Genomic DNA, 23,938 nt, shown 5'->3' with positions numbered 1-23,938 from the left:
CATTGCGTTCCTTTTGGAAAGGGGTTTTTTGATGGGGAGGAGATGGAAGAGAAACGAATTAGATTCTATCAGCGCTATCTACCAAAACCATTCCATGTTACACTAGTCATTTAAATGGCAATAATTAATATAGGCTGTTAGTTCAGGAGGATGATTTTAATGGATATGAATAATAACGATATTTTAATTCGCTTAAGATATGCGCTTGATATAAAAAATACCGATATGCTGGAGATTTTTAAGCTTGGCGGCGTCGAGGTGACAAGAGAAGAGCTTGCTGAGCTGCTAACGAAAACGACTGACCGCGAGAGAGATAATGAAGGCGAGTTGGAGTTGGAAGATGAAGAAAGCAATGAGTGTAGCGATTTTATGCTGGAGACTTTCTTGAATGGTCTGATCATTTTCAAAAGAGGCAGGCAGGAGCCAAAGCCGGGCCAGCCGGAGAGACCACCGATGTCCATTAAGAAGCACAGCAGCGTAAACAATGTGATGCTGAAAAAAGTGAAGATTGCCCTCGCTTTGACGAGTGAGGACGTCATGGACATACTCGAATCAACAGGAGTCATCATCAGAAAAAGTGAGTTAAGTGCCTTTTTCCGTAAAGAAGGGCATTTCAATTACGTAGAATGCGGAGATAAGTACGCTAGGAACTTCTTGAAAGGACTCGCATTGCGCTACCGGAAGTGATGGTGTGGGACGCGGGGACAGGTTTCTCGTCCCACCCCCCCCCACAACAGTCTGCCCAGTGCAGTCCTGACAATGAAAAAAAGTAAAAAAAGGGGGGACAGAAAACCTGTCCCCCTGTCCCAATTAAGGGATCAACAATATTTTGCCTGTGCTTTTTCTGCTTTCTAAGAGTTCGTGTGCTTTTTTGCCGTCTTCTAGCGCAAATTGTACAGGTTCGGCAATTTTGAGCTTGCCCTCTGCGATCCAGTCAAATAGTTGGCAGGATCGCTTTATTCTTTCTTCTTTGGACGTCAAAACATTCCAAAGGTCCCCGCCAGTCAAGGTTTTGGATGTATCCATCAGCATCCGTGGATCAACGGGTTCAGGATCTCCGCCTGCCATACCGAAGAACACGACTGTTCCTCCCGTTCTCGTCGCTGAAAAGCTGTTCGAAAGAGTGGCACCGACAGATTCGAAAACGACATCTACGCCTATTCCATCCGTTTTGTCCTTCACTTGATCAACCCAATCTCCGTTGTATAAAAATACTTCTTCGGCGCCTGCAACTTTTGCCGTTTCCGCTTTTACTGGGGAAGAGGTGAGGCCGATTGCCTTGCCGCCAAGGATGGTGACCATTTGTGTCAACAGCTGGCCGACTCCGCCTGCCGCTGCGTGGACAAGTGCTGTATCGCCTTCTTTTACCTTGTAGCTGTCATGGACAAGGTAGTGAGCCGTCAATCCTTGCAGCAAAATGGACGCGGCAATCTCTAGTGAAACACTTTCCGGAACAGGAATTGCTTTTTCTTCAGGGACTGCCACCAATTCTGCATTTGCATAGGGAACATCAGCAAACGCGATGCGATCGCCCACTTGAATATCGCGTACTTCGCTGCCGACTTCCTCAACAATACCAGCGCCTTCATATCCTAAAATATATGGAGGGTTGCCGGATAGATGATAGTTGCCTTTGCGTCGATAAATATCAGCAAAATTCAATCCAATCGCTTTGGTCCGCACTAACACCTCGTTCGGTCCAATAGAAGGATTATCGATTTCTTGATAAAGCAGAACTTCAGGTCCGCCAAATTGTTCAAAAACAAGTGCTTTCATAAAATCAGCCTCTTTTCTATGATGAATTTCGTGGGACGTGGGGACAGGTTCATTGTCCCACTTGCCCCACTATTTCGCTTCGTGTAGGTCCGGCTTCATTATAAACTACCTTGATAAGTAGAAACAAACTTTAGGGGGGGCAGGAGGGACTCATGCGGGTGGGACGCGGGGACAGGTTCCTCGTCCCAGTGGGATGTGTTTCAACAATGTCACAGCTGGCCGTGCTTCGATCGGAAACATTCTTGAACTAATAGAGTTACAATTGGCTTGCCGTTCGGAGATTCGAGGTGGTGGTGGAGACGGACGTAGAGGTGGCCGCCGAGGGACAAGAAACCTGTCCCTCTGTCCCTGCGCGGTGGATTACGCTTTTGGAGATTCCGGTGATTCTGGCGAGTTGTCGGATGGAGACTCCTTCTATTTGTTTTAGTCGTGAGAGAATTGTGTTTCTTTGTGTCAGTTCTAGTTTTTGCAGGTCGCTTCCGCTTCGTATCCCGTAGGCTAGCATGTGCTCTCTAAGGTCGTTATCAGTCAGTCGCATTCTTATCCGATAATCCAAACATTCATCATCGGTGAGGGTCTGCATGTGCTGCTGAAACAGTTCATAGGCTTTCTTCTTATTTGAGGAAAATAAACTCAAAGGGAATTCTGTGTCAACGAAACTATATTTTTTTTCATATTCGTGGATGCTTGTCCATGGGGAATCAAAAACGGAAATGGAGAGGCCAGCCCTCAAGGGATTTTGGTGAATATAACGCAGAACGGTGAGGAAATACCGCATATTATTGATGTCTTCGCTTTTAAAACGTTCCTGGAATAAATGCCCGCTTCGTTCGTATTTTTCATTGTAAAAATAAACATAGCTTGAGCTGATTTTCTGTACAACGGTTGAAATGGAATCGGCTCCTTCTTTCATCAGAAGATGGACGTGGTTATTCATCAAGCAATAGCTGTAAAGTTGAAAACTGTTATTCCTCTTAAATCGTGAAATGGTCTCTAGAAATCGGGTTCGATCTTCATCATCCTCAAAAATGGATTGGCAATTAACACCTCTCATGATGAGATGGTAGATAGCGGTGCTGCTCTTACTTCTGGCTCTTCTTGGCATAGTTTTATCACACCTTGGATTTTGATATTCTTTTTAAAAAGTAGGTTGGGAGATTGTATGGAATGATTCTTAGGGAGAACGAGGGGGATTCAGGTTAATTGGGGGAAGGATTAATAGACAATGTACATATAAAAACACCTCCTTAATTTCATTAAACTACCTATTCAACAAACAAATCCATACTCCTGCAAGAATAAGAAAAAGGGACGGGGGGACAGGTTTCTTGTCCCACGAGCCCGCCCAGATTGTATGGCCAAAAACAGGTAAATGCACAAAAAAAGGGGGACAGTTAACCTGTCCCCCTGTCCCACACTAGACCTTGCTATTGTGTTTTTTTTCTGATTGGTCGACGACGGCAGCTCCGACGATGTCACCGATAACATTGGAAGCTGTGCCGGCCATGCCGATGATGGCGTCGACGCCTGCAATGAGTGCCACTATTTCAAGCGGCAGGTTGAACATTGTCAGGACAGCTGAGAGCGTGACTAGCCCTGCAGCTGGCACACCTGCTGTACCGATGGATAGCAGTGTGCCCACCAAAATGATTGTAATGAAATCAGTCACGGAGAAATTCGCCCCGGAAACATTGGCTGCGAAAACGATGGAAGCTCCCATTCTGAGCGCGCCACCATCGGAATTGAATACCGCACCAAGGGGAAGGCTGAAGTTTACGATCCTATCTGAAATTCCCGCTTTTTTAGCTCCTTCAATGGCAACTGGAAGGGTGGCAATGCTGCTGGATGTGAAGAAGGCAGTAGTGAACGCTTCTTTTGTGCTGCCAAAGAATTTTCGCAATGAAATCTTGAACATCTTTAGAATTCCGCTGTACACGACAACCCAAAGGATGACGATTCCAAGGTAAAAGACTGCTGTAAACTTGAATAGGGATTTAAACGTATCCCATCCTTGTGCACCGAATGAGGAAGCTGCAATGGCAAAAATTCCGATCGGAGCATAGAGTAGAATCCCTTTTAAAATGCGGAAGAAAAGTTCATTTGCTGCATCAAAAATATGATGCAGGGATTTTCCGTAACGCTGCATTTTTTCATCAGTAGAAAAGCGCATTCCTGAAGTCGTAAAACCAATGATGATTGCTAAAAACAAAATGGCCATCAAGTTTCCGCTGGTGAAAGCTGTGACGATATTGTCAGGCACTATGCTTAACAGAATGTTTGCCACAGATGGACTTTCCGGTTTTTGCACAGAAACATCAGGCAGGGAAAGGGATGCCCCCGGATTGATCCACAGAGCCAGTCCAAGACCAATCAAAACAGCCGCAGCCGTTGTGATGCCATAGTAAACAACAAGCTTTCCTCCCGTTCGGCCAAGCTGTTTCGGATTCATTTGATTAACTGCAAGGACGACTGTCAAAAACACAACCGGCGTTGCAATCAAGTTCAGCATTTTAATCAATAATGTACCGAACGGCTTTATAACGTCAGCCCCAGGTCCCCAAAGAACGCCGACGATGATACCAAGGACAAATCCAGCCGTCATCTTAAGAAGGAAGGAAGAATCCTTGTATTTACGCCAAATAGACATAAATCATAACACCTCTTTTTCTAATAAAATTTAATAATTTCATATAAAGTACGCTTCATTATAAACCACCTGCAAGTTCCGAAACAACAATTGGTACGCCGAGGGACGTGGGGACAGGTTCCGCGTCCCACATGAATCCGCATACAAAAAACAAACGTGCGGTACACAGGGACAGGTTCAGTGTCCCTGCAGGACCTGCCGATGATTTCAATTACAATTATCAACACCAACGGGACAGTAAACCTGTCCCCATGTCCCGCCCAAACAAAAAAGGGACAGTTGCTGTGAACTGTCCTCCCGTCCTTATGATTTGAATTGTTTGTAGTCTTTTGGGATTTTTGCGTTTTCAACATCGAATGCTTCGTTGATTTTGATATCTTTTGTTTCGATTCCTTCTATTGATCTTCCATTCGCATTATACAATTCCATCTTCAGCAGGATGCCTGAATTTTGGTCCATCCATAGTGTGAAGGTTTTTGCTGAAAGTTTTCGTTGGAAGGAATCATCAAAGGTTCCCTCGATGACGATTGCTGTTCTGCCAAGAATGTTTTCCCTTCTGCTTGCTTTCCAAAGACTATGGTCTTCAAGGAATCCAAGAGCAATTTCCTTGCTGTGAAGAGATGTTCCAGCATATCCAAGTTCGATACCTGTTGCAGGATAATTATAGTTTTTGGTACCGTCTCCATTTTTCGTCACTGCATTTTTAAGTTTCATATATTGCCCTTTACTCTGAACCTCGTACGGTTGGGATTGGTACGTTTTATCATGATGATTTAGTGAAATCAAATTATTGCCATCGAATGTTTCTTCTGTTTTTACCCCGGTGGCTTGATTTAATAACGACGTAGAATAAGAGACTTTATTTTTCATCTGAAGCTTGTAATCTATTATTAAGTCGAATGGAACGGTTTCGCTGTAATAACGGAATGACCCTTTTGCACTGTCAAAATAATTATAGCTGTTCAACATCCGTTCCTGAATCGCGTCTTGATCAGATAAATCCAAGGGGAATATCGTTTCATTAGGAGCTGAAGCTGCAGGAGCAGATGCTCTCTTAAAATTGGTATGTACTGCATGTACTTCCTTTTTCTCTTTTGGATGGTTCCACTCTGATAGCCCATAAATCCCTGCAATACCCACTGCAACTGCAATTGCCGCTGCAGCCATGAATTTTTTCACCATATCTTAGCCTCCTATTTTAGTTGCTGCTATAAAGAACTTTTACTGCGTCTGCACCCGTTCCACCGAGTTGACCTGAAGGGACACTTAGTACAACCTTGCCTGTTTTTGCACCGGGAGTTTTCCCTGCATAATTCCATCCGCGGGCTGCATAGCGCTGATTAAGAGAAGTACTTAGTACTTGAGAGCTATTGTTGTACATTCGATAAACAGCATTTGCATTAGTGAACTTTGTATTATCGATATAGACGTAAAGGCTTCCATAAAGGTTACTGCAGCTTGGGAAAATCCAGCTATAATCGCTGCTTCCTGAGCTCGGAGAGGAAGCAAGATAGCGATGTTCTGAACGATAAGACAAGGAAGAAGATGCGTGCACCCAATTCCCGGAGTAACTATTATCAGGAGAATTCAACTGATTGTTGTCATTGTCCAGAAGATCATACGAACCATTTGCGCAAGCTGCTGAAGCTGGTTTGTCCGGTGTCATCCACCAACCTCCTAAAATAAGAGCTGCTGTTATGAGCATTTTCCATCTTTTCATACTATTCCCCCTATTAAATGTAATATTTTTCTATTTTAGATTAGCATTTTTTATGGCGTGAATTGTAAAAATATCTCGTGTAGGGATTAATTGGAGATTGGTGAAAGTTGACGATTTCCCAGGAAATCTAGCGAAATATCTCAATTACTGTAAAAATATAATTTTAGGCATAATTTTAAAATCAGAACGACTTGATAATTGAATTGTAGATCATATGGTAAAATATTCATAAAAAATATTAGGAGATTAATAAAATGAAGAACATGATTGATGCCATCACCAAGTTCCGTGACGAAAGAGGATGGAAAGGAAACCACGATTTAAAAGATTTGGCTATCTCCATTTCCTTGGAAGCCAATGAACTGCTGGAGAATTTCCAATGGAAAAGTGATCAAGAAGCGCTGCAGTCACCTGACCAGAACATCAAAGAAGAAATGGCCGACGTATTCATCTACCTCTTGCAGATGGCCGACAAAATGAATGTAGACTTAGAGGAAGAAGTCTTTAAAAAAATGAAGAAAAACGCAATAAAATATCCCGTAACAAAGTAAATGGGACGTGGGGACAGGTTCATTGTCCCACCAGCATCCCATTTCCCAAGCACGCCGGCATATCAATAAACCAAAAATGGGACAGTTCACCTGTCCCTATGTCCCAGAAAAGGAGAGGTTTACGTGAAAAGTGAGTTTCCTTTGAGTTTGAATTTATTAGCAATCCCAAGTGGGGAAGATAAGATTGTTGGAAGGATGTATGTAGCAGAGGGTGAAGGGCCACATGCTACAATGCTTTTGCTTCATGGTTTCCCTGGTGTAATGATGAACCAGGATACAGCAGCCGAATTGCAGAAGAATGGGTTTAATATAATGATAATCAACTACCGTGGGTCTTGGGGGAGTCAGGGATCATTTTCATTTTCTACCTCGTTGGAAGATGTCCATGCAACTCTTCGCTATATTAAACAAAAAGAAGTAGCCCGAAAAAATCGAATTGACGTAAACCGAATCGCTTTGGCCGGACACAGTTTCGGTGGGTTTTTATCTCTGATTGCTGCTGTTTCTGAACCAACTATTCAAGCTGTTGCTGCATTATCCAGTGCTAACTTTTCCTTGTTTGCTGAGATGTTGGCACAAGATCCTGATTTAGAGGAACAATTCTCTCAAATGTTGAATGATAGTTGCTTCTTTTTAAACGGAGCCTCTGTTGATGGGATCATGGAAGAGATTTTGTTGAACAAAAAGGAGTGGAATACATTTTTAGCTGCCCCACAACTCGTTGATCGAAAACTGCTGGTAACAGCAGCTCAGTATGATCTGCAGCTGCCTAAACAATCCTTTTTTGATCCTTTAATACATTCACTGAAGCAAGCTGGGGCCAACAATTTGCAATGCGAAGTGTTAGAAACAGACCATAATTATATAGACAAAAGGAAGGAACTTGCTGACATTTTATTAATGTGGTTAAAAAGAGTTCTTTGAAGGGACGTGGGGACAGGTTCCTTGTCCCACCAGCACCAGCACTAGCACCCCACTCCCCAAGCACACCACCGTACCAATAAACCGAAAAGGGACAGTAAACCTGTCCCTATGTCCCAACGGATCGGTAGCGGAGTGCAAGGAGCATGGATGGGATGGTGCAGACGATCATTCCCAAGAATGCGTATCTCGGTTCGATTTCGTATAGGAATCCGCCGAATATGGTGAACACGGCTGTGCTCCAGCTGAGTGCCAATGCAGAGTAGAGCCCCTGCGCTTTTGGAATCTGTTCGTGTGGAATATTTTCGATCAAATATTTCATGAATGCATAGTGCCCCATCGCGAAGGAAAAGGCATGCAGCGTCTGCGCGATGCAGAATACCCAAACACTTGGAAATGCGAAAACCATTACCCAGCGTACGGTCGATCCCAATGCAGCCAGTGCAAGCAAGGATCCCACTGAAAAGTTCCGGAATTTTTGATCAGCGACGGAGAAGAAAATAATCTCTGCAATCACCGCAATGTTGATGATTACCCCAATCAAATAGGCCGGTGCATGAATTTCCTGCAGATAAATATAGCCGTAATTGTAATAGGAAGCGTGGGCTGCCTGCAGCAAGATGACAATGACGAGCACCAACCCGAAGTGTTTAATGCGGAATAATTTCAGCATGCCGCCTTCCTTAGATACAGGGGATTTTGGCTTTTTAGATAGAATTTCAGGTGCTGGCATCAATCCCAGCCCTAGGAAAATGGCCATTCCTACCCCGAGCACCCACACAATTACTTGATCCCCAAGCGCCCCGGTGAAAAATGTCAAAAGCATCCCGCCAGCCACGAATCCTATAGATCCCCATAAGCGGCTTTTTCCGTAATGCTTGAGTTGATTGCTTTGCACCAATACACCGGCTGCTGTGTCCAATGCAGGCATCAAAGTCGGATAAAAAAAGTGAAGCAGCAGCGTCGCAGCGAGCAGTGTGGTAAAGGAACTTGCAGGAATGGCGCAAATAATAAAAATCAATGTCCCAATGGCTGCCGCGTTCAACAGAGTTTTACTACTGAATTTCCCTGAAAGAGCAGGGAATGCAAATAAAGTAGAAAGCCCCCTTGCCGCAAGGCCCAGACTCATAATCAAACTAGCCTGCCCCACAGTGATTCCTTTTGTATGAATCATCCATCCCGTCCAGTACGGTAGGAAAATGCCCCAAGTCAAATAAAAACTAAAAAATTGCTTGCTCATCCAACGTTGTGTATTCATTGTGTCAACCTCCATTGATTGCATGGTATCATGGTGGAAAGAATGAAAATATGAGATATCTCATATTTTGGAGGTTAACGATGAGAATTTATCAAAATAAAAATAGGGAGCGGTTATTGGAGGAGCATTCCATCGATCACTTATTTTCTTTTCCAATCAAAGGGTTCATCGAAGTGCGGGAGTATGACCGGGATGAATGGATTATCCAGGAAAATATGCGGCCGGACTGTTTGTTCTATCTGATTGAGGGGAAGGCCAAAATATATTTGACCCATCAAAACGGGAAAGTCTCCTTGCTGCATTTCATCAATGAAAACGAGTTTTTCGGAGAGATGGAGCTGTTGAATGAGGTTTATTACACAAAAGGGGTCCAAAGTGCGGGGAAAACCATATGCTTTGCGTTTCCGTTTCACAAATGCCGCGCACAGTTGCTGGAGGATACCACATTTCTCCGCGGACTCTCTTTGTTCCTCAGCCAAAAATCCTCTTCGATGTCGGCCAAATATTCGCAAAGCCTCGCGTTCCCGTTGGAAAACAGGCTCGCAGACTTTATCCTGCAGACCGAGCACAATGGAATCTACAAGGAGAAGCACGTCACCGTCTGCGACTTCCTTGGCGTTTCCTACCGCCACCTGCTGCACGTCTTTGCCCAATTCATCGAAAAAGGCTACCTGCAAAAAGAAGGTACCCGCTACCGCATCCTGCAGTCTCAACCACTCGAAGAACTGGCCAAAGTCCTCAAGTGGGATGCGGGGACAGGTTCCTCGTCCCAGCCGTTTCTTTGAATAGAGAGTGAGGGCGGCGGGACAGGGGGAGAGGTTTCTTGTCCCAATCTCCTATTAATAAAGGGACAAGGAACCTGTCCGAAAAAAACAAAAGAAACTGCATCATACAAAGAAGGCACACTCCTCCGCCCTAACACGAAGAGGATTGTGCCTTTTGCTTTTTTGTCTAATACTCGGTCTTGGCGTTCAAAATAATAAATCGTGGGATTAGAGATCCGCGGGACAGTAAACCTGTCCCCGCGTCCCACCCCTGACTACTTCTTCAAAACCCCTAGATATTCAACCCACGGCCCGACATCTGCACGGTAGCGCTCGGCCATCACCCGCACGATTTGAGATATATGAGTCAAATCATGGACCACCCAGGTGGAAATCAGCTCTCTAGCTTTGACTTGGCCAAAAGCAGGGTGGGTGCCCGTTTTCTCTAAATCCAGGCCGCTTTCAAAGATGCTTCTTAACTTTGCTAAGCTTTCTTTGCGAATAATTCCAAACTCATGCAATTTATATTCAATGGATTTTTCCTCTGCATCATTTAAATGAGAAAACCGATCGAAAGGAGGGAAGGGCTTGCTTTCACCTTCCAGAAGGAGAAATTCCAGTCGTGGAATCCAATTGGTCTTTTCGCCTTCAATCAAGTGGTCAATCACTTCCGATGCATTCCACGTTCCTTCACCTTCATTGCATGCCACCCAATCCGGCGATAACCCTGACAGTAAAGTTTCAAGGGTGCCCGGTGTCCGTTCCAATATCTCGATCGCTTCATGAAAATCGAATTTCATTTTATTCTCCCCTTTCATATAAGTGGGACGTGGGGACAGGTTCCATGTCCCACCACACATTTCAGTATCTAAACACGAAAAGTGTGGTCAAACGATCCAACCTCCCAAACGGGACGAGGAACCTGTCCCTCTGTCCCGCCTGCCCGCACTCCTAATTAAATTCGATTCTTCTATTATAATAGTCTATGAAAATACGGCCGTCTTTAGCGATGTCGCTGCCGAAGACACCGTCAAGCTTGAAGAATGCAGCATAGTCTGGGAGGACCTTCCTGACGTCATAGAAAGTAATTGGCTGCCCGTCTTTCAGTAGGAGATTCAGCTGTTTGATGCTGTCTATTTCGACTTCCTTCACTTCCCCGATACCGCCGACGTGGATGGTTCTTTTCTCTAACTCCAGACCATTTACTTTTGATAGGAGCGGCGAGCCGAAATATGTCTTATTAGCGCCTGTGTCCAATCCAAAATACAATGTCGATTGATCCTCGGCCATCACTTTCACAATAGGGTATCCGCAGAAGAAAAGGTTGTTTTCTCCATCCGCATTTTGCACAGGCTCCTCAATGCGTACTTTTTTTCGCAAATAGTCGAGTTCAATGCATAGATGGAGCATCAAATCCCATCCCAGGATCCCATCGATGACGATCTGTTCTCCGGTCTTTGGATTTGCTATCGTCAGCATTTCGTCAGAGAGGACCAGTGCAGGCTGACGGAGGATGCTCAATCCATCAATCTTAATGGATTCAATAAATGCAAGGTCGGTTTCCATGCTCTTATCAGTGGAGCTGCCAACCTCGATACCACTGCCTCTCCCCACTTCAATCCCGCAATCCACAGCCAAGGAAGAAGAAATAACTGTCATTCCGGCCCCTGTATCCAGCCAGACGCGTTTCTTCCTCCCATTAATGAAGACATCAACAGTAGGGGAACCAGATAAAGAGAGCTCCATCGGGATGTCCACTGAAGTCGGCGGAAAAGAAAAGGCGACAGGCTCCACCTGAAGGCAGGCTTTTGCTATCTGTCGGCTGCTCTCATCGATTGCAGGATCATCCAGCAGACCGAGCTGATTTAATTCCGGCCAATCACCTCTATTAAAATAAAGGTTAAACAATAGTTCAGCAGAGCAACTTCGAATCTGTGGAGTCTGCGATTCCTTAAACAAAGGCTTTAAACGTTCAATAGCCGAAAGGTCGCTTCCTTCAATAATAAACTTAAGCACTGATGCAAATTCCTTCTCTTCATTAGAGTAAACATCATTCTCGGTGAAATTAAACCTCTCCCATGCATCAAAATGATCCAAACAAAACACCCCTAAAATAATCTAATATTCTAACAAATATCATACCACATGGGACGCGGGGACAGGTTTACTGTCCCAAATTTCAACGCTTCCACTGAAATGAGAAGGGTGGGACGACAAACCTGTCCCCATGTCCCACAAAATTGTCTCTCCGTCCCGGAAACTGATACACTGTAAGGAACAATATATGCAAAGAAGGGGATACCATGACGAATCATTCAGGATGGAACTTTCAAAATAGTTATATTGAATTGCAGAAGACGTTTTATGCTAAATTGAACCCAACTCCTGTACGGGAGCCGAAGCTGGTCGTCTTTAATGAGCAGCTGGCAGAATCATTAGGATTGAATCCAAGCGATCTGCACACCCCGGATGGAGCGGAAATCTTTGTGGGGAACAAGATCCCGGAAGGGGCGGAACCCATCGCACAGGCTTATGCCGGACATCAGTTTGGCAACTTGACGATGCTCGGAGACGGCCGCGCGATCCTGCTTGGAGAGCAGGTCACACCTGAAGGAAAACGGTTTGACATTCAATTGAAAGGCCCAGGACGCACCCCGTATTCCCGCGGCGGTGATGGTCGTGCTTCTCTTGGACCGATGCTGCGCGAATACATCATCAGCGAGGGGATGCATGGTTTGGGCATTCCGACGACGAGAAGTTTGGCTGTCACGACGACAGGAGAACCGACTTTCCGCGAAACAGAGCTGCCTGGCGCCGTTTTGACCCGCATCGGTTCAAGCCATTTGCGTGTCGGAACGTTCCAATATGCCGCAGGAATCGATTCGAAAGAGGGGCTGAAGGAATTGGCTGACTATGCGATCCAGCGCCACTATCCAGATGCGGAAAACGCTGAGAATCCCTATCTTTCCTTGCTTCAGCAAGTCATCGAACGGCAGGCAGAACTGATCGCGAAGTGGCAGCTCGCCGGCTTCATCCATGGGGTCATGAATACCGATAATATGACGATCAGCGGGGAAACCATCGACTACGGACCGTGTGCCTTCATGGACACATTCGATCCCGCCACCGTGTTCAGCTCCATCGATATTCAAGGGCGCTATGCCTACGGAAATCAGCCAAGCATGGGCGGCTGGAACTTGGCAAGACTTGCAGAAAGCCTCCTGCCGCTCCTTGATGAAGACGAGGAAAAATCATTGCAGCTGGCTCAGGATGCCATCTCGGAATTCCCGAAGCAGTACTATGCAAACTGGCTTGCCGGCATGAGGGCTAAACTTGGAATCTTTAATGAGGAAATAGAAGATAAGGCACTCATCGAAAACCTCCTCGGCATGATGCATAAGCATAAAGCGGATTACACCAATACTTTCCGCGCACTGACTCTCGGCAAGTTTGAAGGCATAGAGCTGTTTGAAACAGAAGATTTTGCTGAGTGGAAAATTCAGTGGGAAGAAAGGCTAGAAAGACAGGATCAATCAAAAGAAGATTCCGAAGAGCTCATGAGAAAAACCAATCCATCCATTATCCCGAGGAACCACCGAGTAGAAGAAGCATTGAAAGCTGCCGTGGAAAAAGGGGACTACACTGTAATGGAAAAGTTAGTCGCAGTTTTGAAAAATCCATACGCCTATTCGGCTGATCAGGAGGAGTACGCCCGACTTCCTGAGCCTCCCGAACGTCCATATCGCACATATTGTGGAACATGACGTGAAAAATGCCTAAATTTATGAGACCTGCTATTAAAAAGCGGGTCTTTTTGTATGGAAAAAAGCCCCTTTGCGCGAGAACCCCCCTGCTATGCGCGAAACTCAACCACCTATGCGCCACTTTCTGGCTCTTATGAACGAAAATTTGATTTTATGCGCGAAAACACACCCCTTATGCGCTAGGCGGGCATATCCAGCCAACGCTGCCATCCCGGTAATCGACAAAAATCGGGTGGTGACAGTCACCTCCGCGTCGCCACCACCAACCAATTTTAAAAAAGTATAGGCGATGTTAAAAGAGTGCTAGTGATAGCGCTTTCACAATCCGCGCCCAATAATATAATAAAATTGTACTAATTTTCAAACATAATCCTAAAGGGGGATAAACATGAGAAAGATGTGGAAAGCGTTATCGCTTTTGCTTGTTGTGATGCTGGCTGCGGTTGTATTTGCAGGGTGCAATAACAGCGGAGGCAAAGTCAGTGTGGGGATTGTATTGCCGACGAAGGATGAGCCTCGCTGGGTTCAGGATGAGAAGCGATTCAAGGATGCGTTGAAAGGCACGAAGTATTCAACGGAAATCCTGTTCAGCCAAGGTTCTTCAGCTAAAGAAAAAGAAAACGTTCAAACGTTGATCAATAAAGGAATCAAAGTATTGATCATCTGCCCTCAAGATGGTGCAGCAGCAGCTTCTGCAGTCGAAGCAGCGAAGAAAGAAGGCATCACGGTTATCTCTTACGACCGTTTGATCACGAATACAGATGCAGTGGACTACTATGTAACATTCGACAGCGTTGCGGTGGGTGCAGCGCAGGCTCAATATTTGGTTGACCATGCGAAAGGTTCAGGCGAGCCGCTTTACCTATATGCGGGTGCAGCGTCTGACAACAACGCATTCTTGTTCTTCCAAGGTGCATGGCAAGTGCTTCAGCCGAAGATTGCTGACGGCACATTCAAAATCGCTAACTCCTCAGAAGCGGTTGCACTTCAGGACAAAGCGGATCTTTCTCGCGATGAGTTGAGCAAAATCATCGGCCAGGTAACAACGAACTGGGATCCAAACGAAGCGAAAAACAAAGCACAGACTCACTTGACTGCTGCTGGCGCTGACATGAAAGGCGACGTAGCGATCCTTGCTCCAAATGATGGAACAGCACGCTCTATCGCTGATGTTTTCGGATCAGACAGTGCAGTAACAAGCTTTGTCGTAACAGGCCAGGATGCTGAAAAAGCTTCTATCCAATACATCATCGACGGCAAGCAGTCCATGACGGTCTTCAAAGACGTTCGTACGCTTGTAAAAGATGCAATGGGTATGGCGATCAATATCCTTGATGACAAAAAACCTGAAACGACTGGTTCTTACAACAATGGTAAAGTGGATGTCAAAGCGAAGCAGACAGACGTCATCGTTGTGGATAAAGACAACGTGAAAAAAGAATTGATCGATTCCGGCTACTATAAAGCAGACGATTTCACAGGAATTCAATAAGTCATGTTCGACTCGGAATAGTGATAGATGACCTCTATCACTATTTCGCAGTTGAGGCATGATGAACGAAGCAACGGCGCGCTTTTCCATCATTGAAAAGAGCGTAGGAGGAGGTCTATCATGAGCGAATTCATTTTGGAAATGAACGATATTTCCAAAGAGTTTACAGGTGTCAAAGCGCTCAGCAATGTAAATTTCAAAGTAAGAAAAGGCGAAATCCATTGCCTGATTGGGGAAAACGGGGCAGGGAAATCGACCTTGATGAAAGTCCTCAGCGGGGTCTACCCGTTCGGTACGTATGAAGGCGATATTGTTTTTGAAGGACAAGTCCAAAAGTTCAACAAAATCAACGACAGTGTAAAAGCTGGCATCGCGATCATCTACCAGGAGCTTGCGCTTTTTCCGGATCTCACGGTTTATGAAAATATTTTTGCCGGCAACGAAATCAAACGCAAGGGCTTCGTTGACTGGAATCAAACGATTGTGCAGGCGAAGGAAATGCTGAAAAAAGTGAAGCTCAATGTGAATCCCGAGACGCTAGTCAAAGACCTTGGCGTCGGGAAGCAGCAGCTCGTGGAGATTGCAAAAACCCTCAGCAAGGAAGTCAAACTGCTGATCCTTGACGAACCGACGGCAGCACTCAACGAGGATGACAGTGAAAACCTGCTTGAGCTTTTGAAAGAACTGCGCAACCAGGGAATCACGTGCATCATGATTTCCCACAAGCTCAAAGAGGTTATTTCCATTGCAGACAAAGCGACTGTTCTGCGGGATGGAAGGACAATCTGCACGCTGGATGCCGCCAAAGGTGAAATCATTGAAAGCACCATCATCAAGAACATGGTCGGGCGCGAAATAGAGGATATCTATCCGAAGCGTCCGGAAAAAAAGATCGGCGAAACCATTCTCGAATTGCGCAATTGGTCAGCCCATGACACGCAGCTCGCACGGACGGTCGTCAAAAATGCAGACCTCCATGTCAAAAAGGGCGAAATTGTTGGGATCGCAGGCCTCATGGGCTCTGGCAGAACCGAACTGGCATTGAGCATCTTCGGGAATCCGAAAAACTATAAGCTTCAGGGCGAACTTTTTGTCGATGGGACGAAGCGAAATTTCAAACATACGAGCGATGCCATCAAAGCAGGGATCGCCTATGTCACGGAAGACCGCAAAGGCGATGGGCTTTTCCTGATCCAGGATATCAAGAACAACGTGACCGCGGCCAACCTGAAGGGAATCGCCGAAAAAGGCATCCTGAACGAAAACGAAGAAGTAAAAGTCGCGACAGAATACAAGAATTCCCTCTACATCAAAGCGCACTCGCTTGAACAGACGGTCGGAAAGCTGAGCGGTGGAAATCAGCAGAAGGTGTCGCTTGGAAAGTGGCTTTTCGTCGGGCCGAAGCTCCTAATATTAGACGAACCGACGCGCGGGATCGATGTCGGGGCAAAATTTGAAATCTACACCATCATGAATAAATTAATCGCAGAAGGCTTGAGTATCATCATGATTTCCTCTGAGCTCGGTGAAGTGCTTGGGATGAGCGACCGCGTCTACGTTATGGCCGAAGGAAAAATCAAAGGCGAGCTTTCCATAGACGACGCCGATCAGGAAAAAATCATGGAGCTTGCGACGCAATAGGAGGTAAACACAATGGGATTATTAAATGAAGCGAAGACGATGATCAAAGACAATATCCGCGAATACGGGATGTATATCGCGCTGCTTGCCATCATCCTGGTCTTCACGGTGATGACGGACGGACTGTTCATGTCATCCAGGAACATTAGCAATCTATTAGATTCAACAGGCTACATCGCGGTGCTGGCGGTCGGAATGACCCTCGTCATCGTCATCCGCCATATCGATTTGTCCGTCGGATTTGCAGCCGGTTTCCTCGGGGCGATTGCTGCGATTCTATTGACGCAGGCAGGGGTGCCGGTCTACTTGACCATTCCGATCATCCTTGTGCTCGGAATCTTTGTCGGACTTCTGAACGGGGTGCTCATTGCGTCCATCGGGATTCCATCATTCGTGGCCACACTTGCCGGAATGCTGATCTTCAGGGGAGCTCTTTTGCAGGTTACTGAAAAAACAGGGACAATCATCATCAAAGACGACCATTTCAACGCGCTTGGAAATGGATTCATTCCATCTCTCATGGAAGTCAATGGACTGCATCTGCTTTCCTTGATTGTCGGTGCTGTCGGGATTCTGTTGTACATCTACAGTGAGTTTTCCAACCGCAGCAACAAACTGAAGTATAAATTTGATGTCCCATCTAAAGGCATCTTCGCCATCAAGCTTGTATTTGTTTCAGCAATCATTGCTTATATTACATGGATTCTAGCAGGCTACAACGGATTCTCCTGGACAGTCGTCATCATGGTCCTTGTCGTTGTCATCTATTATTTCCTTTCAACAAAAACGGTGCTCGGCCGCCATATCTATGCGGTGGGAAGCAATCCGGAAGCTGCCCATTTAAGCGGGATCAATGTCAAAAAAATCACGTACATTGTGTTTGGTTCAATGGGAATGCTTTCTGCACTATCAGGCATTCTGTTCACAGCTCGCCTTCAATCGGCAACAACTACTGCCGGGACGCTGTTCGAGCTTGATGCCATCGCGGCTGCCTATGTCGGCGGGGTTTCTGCTGCAGGCGGTGTCGGAAAAGTAACGGGCGCCATCATCGGGGCCATCGTCATGGCATCCCTATCAAGCGGGATGAACCTGCTTGGCGTAGGGATTTCCTATCAATATATGATTCGCGGTGCTGTATTGGCCGGAGCGGTCATCTTTGATGTCATGACGCGGAAAAAAAGAGGATAGCAGACAGCTGAGGGGCCGATGATGCCCCTCCTTTTCTATTTTTACGCCTGCTAAAAGAACTGCTACTCTCTAAATCTTCCAAATGGTATGATAGGAAGAAATGAGACATGGGAAAAAGGGGCTGCGGCACGTGAGAAAGACCGGCATCATACTGCTTTGTTTTGTATGCGTTTTCATATTTTATTTAACGGCCGTTTCAGCCGAAAAAGTATTCCACTCGGATTGGCAGCTCCCCGGGGACTCCGGGCAGAAAGAAGCGAAGTACCGCCTCGTCCTGATTACCCAGGAGCTTGAGACTCCATTTTGGGACAAGGTCGGCCAAGGCGCCATCGAACAGGCGAAAAAGGAAGGGGCAAGCCTTGAGGTCTGGGGGAGCTATGGCCACGATCAGGAAGATTTCCTGAAAAAAGTGGAGATTGCCATTCAATCAAAGGTGGACGGAATCATCGTTCAAGGACTTGATACCGAAAAATTCAAAACCCTGGCAAAAGTGAAAGCCGCATTCTATGGAATTCCCATCATCACGGTCGCGAACGACGTCCCTATGGAAGAAAGTTTGAGAAGGACGTATGTCGGATCTGACCAGTATCGTGCGGGAACGATGATTGCCCGTCAGCTTCTGGCGGATATGGGGCTTTCCGGAACGGTGGTCCTTTTTGGCAACACCCGCGAGGAATATTTTCAGCAGCAGCGCTTGAAAGGGATGCAGGACGTGCTGAAAAACTATCCGAAAGTCCATACCATATTTGCCGAAACGAACGAATCAAAAGAAGAAATCATCGCGTCAACACAGGACCTATTGAACAAGAATCCCGATGTGAATGCGTTCATCGCGGTCAATGCGAATATCACGGGGGCAATGGTGCAGGAAATCGGCCGCCGCTATCAGGTGGAGCCTTACTTCATCTATACATTTGATGACGGAGCCGATTCCCTGTCGCTTTTGAAACAGGGAAAGCTTGATGGAATGATCGAGCAGTCGCCTGACATGATGGGCAAAAAAAGCGTGAGCGAAATGATGCAGTGGCTGCGCGGTGAAAAGGTGCCGCTCGATATGAAAGGCTACCATACCGATATCCGCATCGTGAAAGCGAAGGACGTCCAATGAATACGATACAGAAGAAAATATGGATGCTCGCGATGGTCGTGCTTTTCATCATGGCCGCCATCTGGTTCGCCCTTACATACTACAATCAGAAAACACAGACCCAATACAACGAAATCCTTCAGCGCTATCTGCATCTGAACGAGGCGAAGACGGCGAGCCAGGAGATGATCGTCAATCTTAACAGTTATTTGAATGAGCCTTCAGAAGACAACAAGAAGCGCCTGAAAGAAACGGAAGACAAACTTCGGCAGGCGAAAATAGAAGCAGCCGGCCTGCGGAACGAAGAGAACGATTTTGCCCTAAGCAATTATATGAACTTAATCGACAGCCTGATCGAAACAACGGACCGATCCGTTTTGTTCCAGGAGGATAACGAAACAGAAGCCTCTGCCAGCGAATTTTCCGAAGCGACGCGCATCTCCAAATATATTTCCGACATGACGCTCACGTTGATCGACACCGAATTGAAGACGTATGACCGGTTCTATCGAAGCATCATCGAAAAATCAGCTGAAATCAAAAAACTCGGCATCTGGCTCATGCTTTTGATTACTTTCCTGCTCCTTATCATCACCTACGGATTCTCGCTCAGCATCACAAAGCCGGTGCACCAGCTGACCCAGGCTGCCAACGAACTGTCAAAAGGACGGTTTGACCGCCAAATAGAAGTGAAATCCAATGACGAGATTGCCTTCCTCGCTAAAACGTTCGACCGGATGCGCATCAACATCAACGGACTCATTTCAGAAATCCAAGAGAAGGCGCAGCTCGAACGGGAGCTCCAGGAAAGCAAACTCCTTCTGCAGGAAAGCCAGCTTCGGAGCCTCCAAAGCCAGATCAACCCGCATTTCCTATTCAATACGCTGAATATGCTTTCCAAAAAAGCGTATTTAGAAGGAAATGAAGAAACGAGCGACCTGTTAGTCAGTGTGGCGGGCCTCCTCCGTTATAACTTGCGGAGATTGGACAAACCGGTCACGCTGGCTGATGAAATCGTGGTAATCCAGCAATACATGGATATACAAAAAGCGAGATTCACAGAGCGGCTGGCTTTCTATATGGACATCGATGAGGGCTGCCTCGATAGCAAAATCCCTGGCCTTACGCTTCAGCCGATTATCGAAAACGCCGTGATTCACGCCATAGAGCCGAAGGAAGACGGCGGTGCCATCTGGCTTCGCATTATGGATGAAGAGGAGTCGGTCGTCATCGAAATCGAAGACGATGGATTAGGGATGGAAGCGGAAAAAGTCCAGCAGATCCTGAACGAGCAACCTGTTCAGCAAGAAGGCCATTCAACGGGGATCGGATTCAGCAACGTCGTCAAACGGCTGCGCCTGTTCTATGAATCGAGGGATGTCATAAACATCGAAAGCACCATCGGAATCGGCACCAAGGTCTTATTAAACATTCCAAAAAACAAGGTGGGTGTACGACATGGTTAAACTCCTGATCGTGGATGATGAACAGACAGAAAGGGAGGGGCTGCGTGTCATCCTGAAGCGAGCCTTTCCGGAGCTCAACATAGACGAAGCAAAAAACGGAAAGATTGCTGTGCAGAAAGCAGACGAATTTCAACCTGATTTGATCATGATGGATATCAAAATGCCAGGGATGAACGGCCTCGAAGCGATTGAACTCATCAGCGCCGCTCACCCGGCGATCAAATTTATCATGATCACCGCATACGATACATTCGAATTTGCACGCCAGGCCTTGAAGCTCGGCGTCAAAGACTATCTATTGAAGCCAAGCACCATTAAAGAAATTGGCGAGACCGTCGGTAAAGTGTTGAAGGAAATCGAAGAAGAGCAGGAATCCATTGCGAAGAGCCGCAAACAGCAGGATGCGCTCCAGAAAGCATTGACACTCGTTGAAACAGATGTCGTCACACAGCTCTTGTTCGACCATGTCCACGAGGTCCATTTGGATATGCTGGTGGAAATGCTCCACATCCATCCGGCAAGCGAAAAATTTGTGATGATGGTGCTGCTTCCGGCAGGTTCTGAACAACATTATTCCGCCATAAAAGAAAAAATCAGAACAACCAAAAGCGGCTGGGTTGGTGCACTGTATGGTCGCCAGCTTCCGATCATCGTATTCCGCGATTCAGAAAAGTCCTTCCGTTCCCAGGCCATTTTCCTCGCAGGGGAAATCATTAAGCTCGCCAAAAAAGACCAGGCAGCAGGCTGGTTTGTAGGCATCGGCAATCCGTGCAGTTCACTGGAAGCCATCCGCCAGTCCTACCAGGAAGCACTGATCGCTTCCATGGATGCATCGCTGCCAGTCAAATACCGCTTCTACTCCGAACTTCCGCCGCTCGGAACCGCAGAAGACGAACAGATGGCAAAAAAACGCGAGCAGCAGTTCCTTGACCAAGTCCGACTCGGAGAATGGGAAAAAGTCAGGGAGAATCTTTTTGACTTGATCCAGCGCTTCGTACATGAAGGGGCCAGCATGCTGCAAATTCAGCAAAAGGTGCTCGAACTCCTTTGGATCGCCGGCAGGGTCATGAGCGAAATGGGCATGGAAATTGAAACGCCGATGTTTTCCTTCCAGGCCCAGGATCCGCGCCAGCTGCAGTCCGAAACAAGCATCCTACTCGAGCAGATGAGGCAGTCATACGAAGAGCATCATGAAAGGCTCGAAGCCGATTCGATCCATCAGTTGCGGCAGTTCATCATGGAGCACTCCCATGAAGATATTTCTCTCGATGCACTAGGTCGAAAAGTAGGTCTCAGTCCCATTTATATCAGCAAGCTTTTCAAGGAGCGGCTTGGCATCAACTACATTGATTTCCTGACAGAATGCCGCATCACAAAGGCAAAGAAACTCATGCAGGATCCTGAGAAAAGCATCAAAGAAATCACATTTGAAGTCGGCTACCACGAACCGAATTATTTCAGCAAGGTATTCAAAAAGGTCTGCGGCGTTTCGCCGAAGGATTATCGTAAAACGCTCACTGGCCAAAAGGCAGGCATTTAGTGGGCGGGGGAATGAGGGGAAGAACATGGTGAAGCGTTTGAAAATTGTCGCGGTATTATTGGCTCTGCTCCTGAGCTTGGCTGGCTGCAAGGGTGACGGCGAAAAGGCAGTTGCTCCAGCCCCAAAACCAGTGGCAGCAAACGGGAAAGAGATCAAGCATCCTGGCGAAAAAATCAAAATCGGCTTCTCAATGGATACCCTCCTGGAAGAGCGATGGCTGAAGGACCGCGATCTCTTCAAGAAAGCAGTGGAAGGAATGGGTGCGGAATGTGAAGTCATGGCCGCAAACGGCGACGATGCCCTGCAGATTTCCCAGGCTGAAACCTTGATCAGCCATGGCATCGACCTCCTCGTAGTCGTGCCCCACAATGCTGAGGCAACCGCCGCCATCGTCAATAAAGCACACCAGGCAGGCATCAAAGTCATCGCCTATGACCGTCTCGTGAAAAACGCAGACCTCGATTTGTACATCTCGTTTGACAACGAAGAAGTCGGCGAGCTGCAGGCAAAAGAAATTACGAAACGCGTGCCAAAAGGCCGGTACGTCTACATCGGCGGCGCTATCACGGACAACAACGCCCACCTGTTCAAAAAAGGCGTCTTCAACGTCCTTCAGCCACTGATCGACAAAGGCGACATCCAGATCGTATATGACCAATGGTCGAAGGACTGGACCCCAGCCAACGCACTCATCAACATGAGGGAAGCACTCAAAGCCACCCACAACAGGATCGACGCCGTCATCTCGGCCAACGATGCAACTGCTGGCGGCGTGGTCCAAGCACTCAAAGAACAGGGACTCGCAGGAAAAATTCCCGTCGCCGGGCAGGACGCCGAACTCGCAGCCGTCCAGCGCATCGTCCAGGGCACCCAGACCATGACCGTCTACAAACCGATCAAATCCCTTACCATTGAGGCCGCATCATTAGCCGTAAGAATGGCCAAAGGAGAAAAAATCGACACAGACAAAAAAGTAAACAACGGCAAAATCGAAGTCCCATCCGTACTGCTCTCCCCAATAGCCGTCGACAAATCCAACATCGACAGCACCGTAATAGCCGACGGCTACCATTCGAGAGAAGACGTCTACAAGAAGTGACAGGTGGGACGGAGGGACAGGTTCCTTGTCCCACTCTAGATTAATCAGAACTGTCAGCTTTGGAAGTGAGGCCCGCTCGATATCCCTCTTTTGGAGGTAGGAGAAAGCTCTTAGCCGGAGATTGATACTCAAAATGGAGGTTAATTATGTTCGGCATGGCCCTTCCGTTAGTTTGGAAGGGCTTTTTAAGTGGTTCAAGCATGAAATGATCTTCTTAATCCCGGCTATGCGCGAAAAGTGCGGGTCTATGAAAGACTTTTCGCGGTTTATGCGCCAAAATCTTACTGCTATGCGCTGGAAACAGTTCCCTATGCGCGAGCGGGGCGAGGCGGGCCTAGCCACTAAATTGCATCGCTAAAATAACACTCCCATGCCCGCAGCCATCACTCATCTCCATCCAAAGTCTCAATAAAGATACAACAATATGCTATATGATCTTGCTCAAATTTCTCCTAAACTAATGAGTAGAATACGAAATAAGGAGACTAGAAGATGGGAATCATTCAAGGGTTATATGAGACGCACTTGGAAGTCACAAATTTAGAGGAATCAGTGAAATTTTATGAAGAAAAGCTGGAGCTGAAGTTAGGAAGGTATGAAGAAGGAAGGAGAAGAGCCTTTTATCTTTTCGGTGAAAAAGAAGAATCTATGATTTCGATTGTGGAGCGCAAAGAGATTGATATCCGCCACTTTGCTTTCCGGGTTTCCTATGAAGATCTACATGAAATGATCCCATTTCTCGATAAGAAGGGAATTGAAGTCGTCTGCGGCTGGGAGGGGCTTCCGCTTGATGAACCGGTTGTCTATCCTTGGCTTGCTTCGGCATCCGTTTTTTTCAACGATCTGGATGGCAACAGACTTGAATTCATCTGCCAGCTGCCGCTTGAACGGAGACCGGATTATGAAAAAGTGGCCGTTTCATTATCGGAGTGGCTCAATATGCAAAAGAGAGAAATTTGAGTTCATACTAATCTAATAAACCAATCACAAGGGAGCATTTCGTCAAATGTCTCTTTTTTTGTTT

Annotated in this window: 21 protein-coding genes; 13 read left to right on the top strand and 8 right to left on the bottom strand. The window is 46.6% G+C overall.

Features of this window, described 5'->3' with window-relative positions:
• Positions 1–159 precede the first annotated feature (159 nt).
• Positions 160–687, top strand: a complete 528-nt coding sequence (locus tag DFR59_RS16620; protein ID WP_114746787.1) for a YehS family protein — start codon at positions 160–162, stop codon at positions 685–687.
• Positions 688–810: 123 nt separating this feature from the next.
• Here the strand turns inward: DFR59_RS16620 and DFR59_RS16615 are convergent, their stop codons facing one another.
• The 5 genes from DFR59_RS16615 to DFR59_RS16595 form a co-directional block, all read right to left on the bottom strand.
• Positions 811–1,776 carry a quinone oxidoreductase family protein gene (locus tag DFR59_RS16615; protein ID WP_114746786.1) on the bottom strand — a complete coding sequence of 322 codons (966 nt, stop codon included), beginning with the start codon at positions 1,774–1,776 and terminating at the stop codon, positions 811–813.
• A gap of 256 nt (positions 1,777–2,032) precedes the next feature.
• The gene (locus DFR59_RS16610; protein ID WP_245948512.1) at positions 2,033–2,881 is read right to left on the bottom strand and encodes a transposase; all 849 of its coding nucleotides are present in this window, start codon (positions 2,879–2,881) and stop codon (positions 2,033–2,035) included.
• Between the two features lie 312 nt (positions 2,882–3,193).
• On the bottom strand, positions 3,194–4,423 hold the full coding sequence (locus tag DFR59_RS16605) for a dicarboxylate/amino acid:cation symporter (RefSeq protein WP_114746785.1): 1,230 nt from the start codon (positions 4,421–4,423) through the stop codon (positions 3,194–3,196).
• Between the two features lie 303 nt (positions 4,424–4,726).
• Positions 4,727–5,605, bottom strand: a complete 879-nt coding sequence (locus DFR59_RS16600) for a sigma-E factor regulatory protein RseB domain-containing protein (protein WP_114746784.1) — start codon at positions 5,603–5,605, stop codon at positions 4,727–4,729.
• A 16-nt stretch (positions 5,606–5,621) separates the two neighbouring features.
• Positions 5,622–6,143 carry a hypothetical protein gene (locus DFR59_RS16595; protein WP_114746783.1) on the bottom strand — a complete coding sequence of 174 codons (522 nt, stop codon included), beginning with the start codon at positions 6,141–6,143 and terminating at the stop codon, positions 5,622–5,624.
• A 254-nt stretch (positions 6,144–6,397) separates the two neighbouring features.
• Here DFR59_RS16595 and DFR59_RS16590 point away from each other — a divergent pair, with 254 nt between their 5' ends.
• Both DFR59_RS16590 and DFR59_RS16585 read left to right on the top strand, forming a co-directional pair.
• The gene (locus DFR59_RS16590) at positions 6,398–6,694 is read left to right on the top strand and encodes a nucleotide pyrophosphohydrolase (RefSeq protein WP_114746782.1); all 297 of its coding nucleotides are present in this window, start codon (positions 6,398–6,400) and stop codon (positions 6,692–6,694) included.
• A 123-nt stretch (positions 6,695–6,817) separates the two neighbouring features.
• Positions 6,818–7,618, top strand: a complete 801-nt coding sequence (locus DFR59_RS16585; protein WP_114746781.1) for an alpha/beta hydrolase family protein — start codon at positions 6,818–6,820, stop codon at positions 7,616–7,618.
• A gap of 106 nt (positions 7,619–7,724) precedes the next feature.
• Here the strand turns inward: DFR59_RS16585 and DFR59_RS16580 are convergent, their stop codons facing one another.
• Positions 7,725–8,873 (bottom strand): MFS transporter, encoded by a 1,149-nt coding sequence (locus tag DFR59_RS16580; RefSeq protein WP_114746780.1) that lies wholly within the window; start codon positions 8,871–8,873, stop codon positions 7,725–7,727.
• Between the two features lie 80 nt (positions 8,874–8,953).
• Here DFR59_RS16580 and yeiL point away from each other — a divergent pair, with 80 nt between their 5' ends.
• Entirely contained in the window at positions 8,954–9,658 is a 705-nt protein-coding gene (gene yeiL, locus DFR59_RS16575) for a transcriptional regulator YeiL (protein WP_114746779.1), read from the top strand.
• A 254-nt stretch (positions 9,659–9,912) separates the two neighbouring features.
• On the opposite strand, the gene DFR59_RS16570 is transcribed toward yeiL, so the two are convergent.
• Both DFR59_RS16570 and DFR59_RS16565 read right to left on the bottom strand, forming a co-directional pair.
• Positions 9,913–10,437, bottom strand: a complete 525-nt coding sequence (locus tag DFR59_RS16570; protein WP_114746778.1) for a DinB family protein — start codon at positions 10,435–10,437, stop codon at positions 9,913–9,915.
• Positions 10,438–10,588: 151 nt separating this feature from the next.
• Entirely contained in the window at positions 10,589–11,734 is a 1,146-nt protein-coding gene (locus tag DFR59_RS16565; RefSeq protein ID WP_114746777.1) for a retropepsin-like aspartic protease, read from the bottom strand.
• A 206-nt stretch (positions 11,735–11,940) separates the two neighbouring features.
• Here DFR59_RS16565 and DFR59_RS16560 point away from each other — a divergent pair, with 206 nt between their 5' ends.
• The 9 genes from DFR59_RS16560 to DFR59_RS16515 all read left to right on the top strand — a co-directional run bounded on the left by DFR59_RS16560 (position 11,941) and on the right by DFR59_RS16515 (position 23,874).
• On the top strand, positions 11,941–13,401 hold the full coding sequence (locus tag DFR59_RS16560) for a protein adenylyltransferase SelO (protein ID WP_114746776.1): 1,461 nt from the start codon (positions 11,941–11,943) through the stop codon (positions 13,399–13,401).
• A gap of 388 nt (positions 13,402–13,789) precedes the next feature.
• A complete protein-coding gene (locus DFR59_RS16555) occupies positions 13,790–14,893 on the top strand; it encodes a sugar ABC transporter substrate-binding protein (RefSeq protein WP_114746775.1) in 1,104 nt (367 codons plus the stop codon).
• A gap of 120 nt (positions 14,894–15,013) precedes the next feature.
• The gene (locus DFR59_RS16550) at positions 15,014–16,534 is read left to right on the top strand and encodes a sugar ABC transporter ATP-binding protein (RefSeq protein ID WP_114746774.1); all 1,521 of its coding nucleotides are present in this window, start codon (positions 15,014–15,016) and stop codon (positions 16,532–16,534) included.
• Positions 16,535–16,546: 12 nt separating this feature from the next.
• Positions 16,547–17,722 carry a sugar ABC transporter permease gene (locus tag DFR59_RS16545; protein ID WP_114746773.1) on the top strand — a complete coding sequence of 392 codons (1,176 nt, stop codon included), beginning with the start codon at positions 16,547–16,549 and terminating at the stop codon, positions 17,720–17,722.
• Between the two features lie 130 nt (positions 17,723–17,852).
• Positions 17,853–18,830 (top strand): sugar ABC transporter substrate-binding protein, encoded by a 978-nt coding sequence (locus DFR59_RS16540; protein WP_114746772.1) that lies wholly within the window; start codon positions 17,853–17,855, stop codon positions 18,828–18,830.
• On the top strand, positions 18,827–20,275 hold the full coding sequence (locus tag DFR59_RS16535; protein WP_114746771.1) for a sensor histidine kinase: 1,449 nt from the start codon (positions 18,827–18,829) through the stop codon (positions 20,273–20,275). Before DFR59_RS16540 ends, DFR59_RS16535 begins: the two co-directional genes overlap by 4 nt.
• Positions 20,268–21,815, top strand: a complete 1,548-nt coding sequence (locus tag DFR59_RS16530; protein WP_114746770.1) for a response regulator — start codon at positions 20,268–20,270, stop codon at positions 21,813–21,815. Before DFR59_RS16535 ends, DFR59_RS16530 begins: the two co-directional genes overlap by 8 nt.
• A gap of 25 nt (positions 21,816–21,840) precedes the next feature.
• Positions 21,841–22,914: a D-xylose ABC transporter substrate-binding protein gene (xylF, locus tag DFR59_RS16525; protein WP_114746769.1), complete on the top strand. Its 1,074-nt coding sequence runs from the start codon at positions 21,841–21,843 to the stop codon at positions 22,912–22,914.
• Positions 22,915–23,406: 492 nt separating this feature from the next.
• Positions 23,407–23,874: a VOC family protein gene (locus DFR59_RS16515; protein WP_114746767.1), complete on the top strand. Its 468-nt coding sequence runs from the start codon at positions 23,407–23,409 to the stop codon at positions 23,872–23,874.
• Positions 23,875–23,938: the final 64 nt, after the last annotated feature.

It is taken from the genome of Falsibacillus pallidus, from assembly GCF_003350505.1.
In the GTDB taxonomy this organism is placed as follows: domain Bacteria; phylum Bacillota; class Bacilli; order Bacillales; family DSM-25281; genus Falsibacillus; species Falsibacillus pallidus.
This window is presented reverse-complemented; position numbering and strand designations above follow the sequence as displayed.

Coding starts and splice junctions, on each gene's coding strand:
- DFR59_RS16605 (WP_114746785.1), bottom strand. CDS start 4,423: ATGTCTATTTGGCGTAAATACAAGGATTCTTCCTTCCTTCTTAAGATG.
- DFR59_RS16560 (WP_114746776.1), top strand. CDS start 11,941: ATGACGAATCATTCAGGATGGAACTTTCAAAATAGTTATATTGAATTG.
- DFR59_RS16600 (WP_114746784.1), bottom strand. CDS start 5,605: ATGGTGAAAAAATTCATGGCTGCAGCGGCAATTGCAGTTGCAGTGGGT.
- DFR59_RS16555 (WP_114746775.1), top strand. CDS start 13,790: ATGAGAAAGATGTGGAAAGCGTTATCGCTTTTGCTTGTTGTGATGCTG.
- DFR59_RS16530 (WP_114746770.1), top strand. CDS start 20,268: ATGGTTAAACTCCTGATCGTGGATGATGAACAGACAGAAAGGGAGGGG.
- DFR59_RS16550 (WP_114746774.1), top strand. CDS start 15,014: ATGAGCGAATTCATTTTGGAAATGAACGATATTTCCAAAGAGTTTACA.
- xylF (WP_114746769.1), top strand. CDS start 21,841: ATGGTGAAGCGTTTGAAAATTGTCGCGGTATTATTGGCTCTGCTCCTG.
- DFR59_RS16570 (WP_114746778.1), bottom strand. CDS start 10,437: ATGAAATTCGATTTTCATGAAGCGATCGAGATATTGGAACGGACACCG.
- DFR59_RS16595 (WP_114746783.1), bottom strand. CDS start 6,143: ATGAAAAGATGGAAAATGCTCATAACAGCAGCTCTTATTTTAGGAGGT.
- DFR59_RS16615 (WP_114746786.1), bottom strand. CDS start 1,776: ATGAAAGCACTTGTTTTTGAACAATTTGGCGGACCTGAAGTTCTGCTT.
- DFR59_RS16590 (WP_114746782.1), top strand. CDS start 6,398: ATGAAGAACATGATTGATGCCATCACCAAGTTCCGTGACGAAAGAGGA.
- DFR59_RS16610 (WP_245948512.1), bottom strand. CDS start 2,881: ATGCCAAGAAGAGCCAGAAGTAAGAGCAGCACCGCTATCTACCATCTC.
- DFR59_RS16535 (WP_114746771.1), top strand. CDS start 18,827: ATGAATACGATACAGAAGAAAATATGGATGCTCGCGATGGTCGTGCTT.
- DFR59_RS16545 (WP_114746773.1), top strand. CDS start 16,547: ATGGGATTATTAAATGAAGCGAAGACGATGATCAAAGACAATATCCGC.
- DFR59_RS16620 (WP_114746787.1), top strand. CDS start 160: ATGGATATGAATAATAACGATATTTTAATTCGCTTAAGATATGCGCTT.
- yeiL (WP_114746779.1), top strand. CDS start 8,954: ATGAGAATTTATCAAAATAAAAATAGGGAGCGGTTATTGGAGGAGCAT.
- DFR59_RS16580 (WP_114746780.1), bottom strand. CDS start 8,873: ATGAATACACAACGTTGGATGAGCAAGCAATTTTTTAGTTTTTATTTG.
- DFR59_RS16515 (WP_114746767.1), top strand. CDS start 23,407: ATGGGAATCATTCAAGGGTTATATGAGACGCACTTGGAAGTCACAAAT.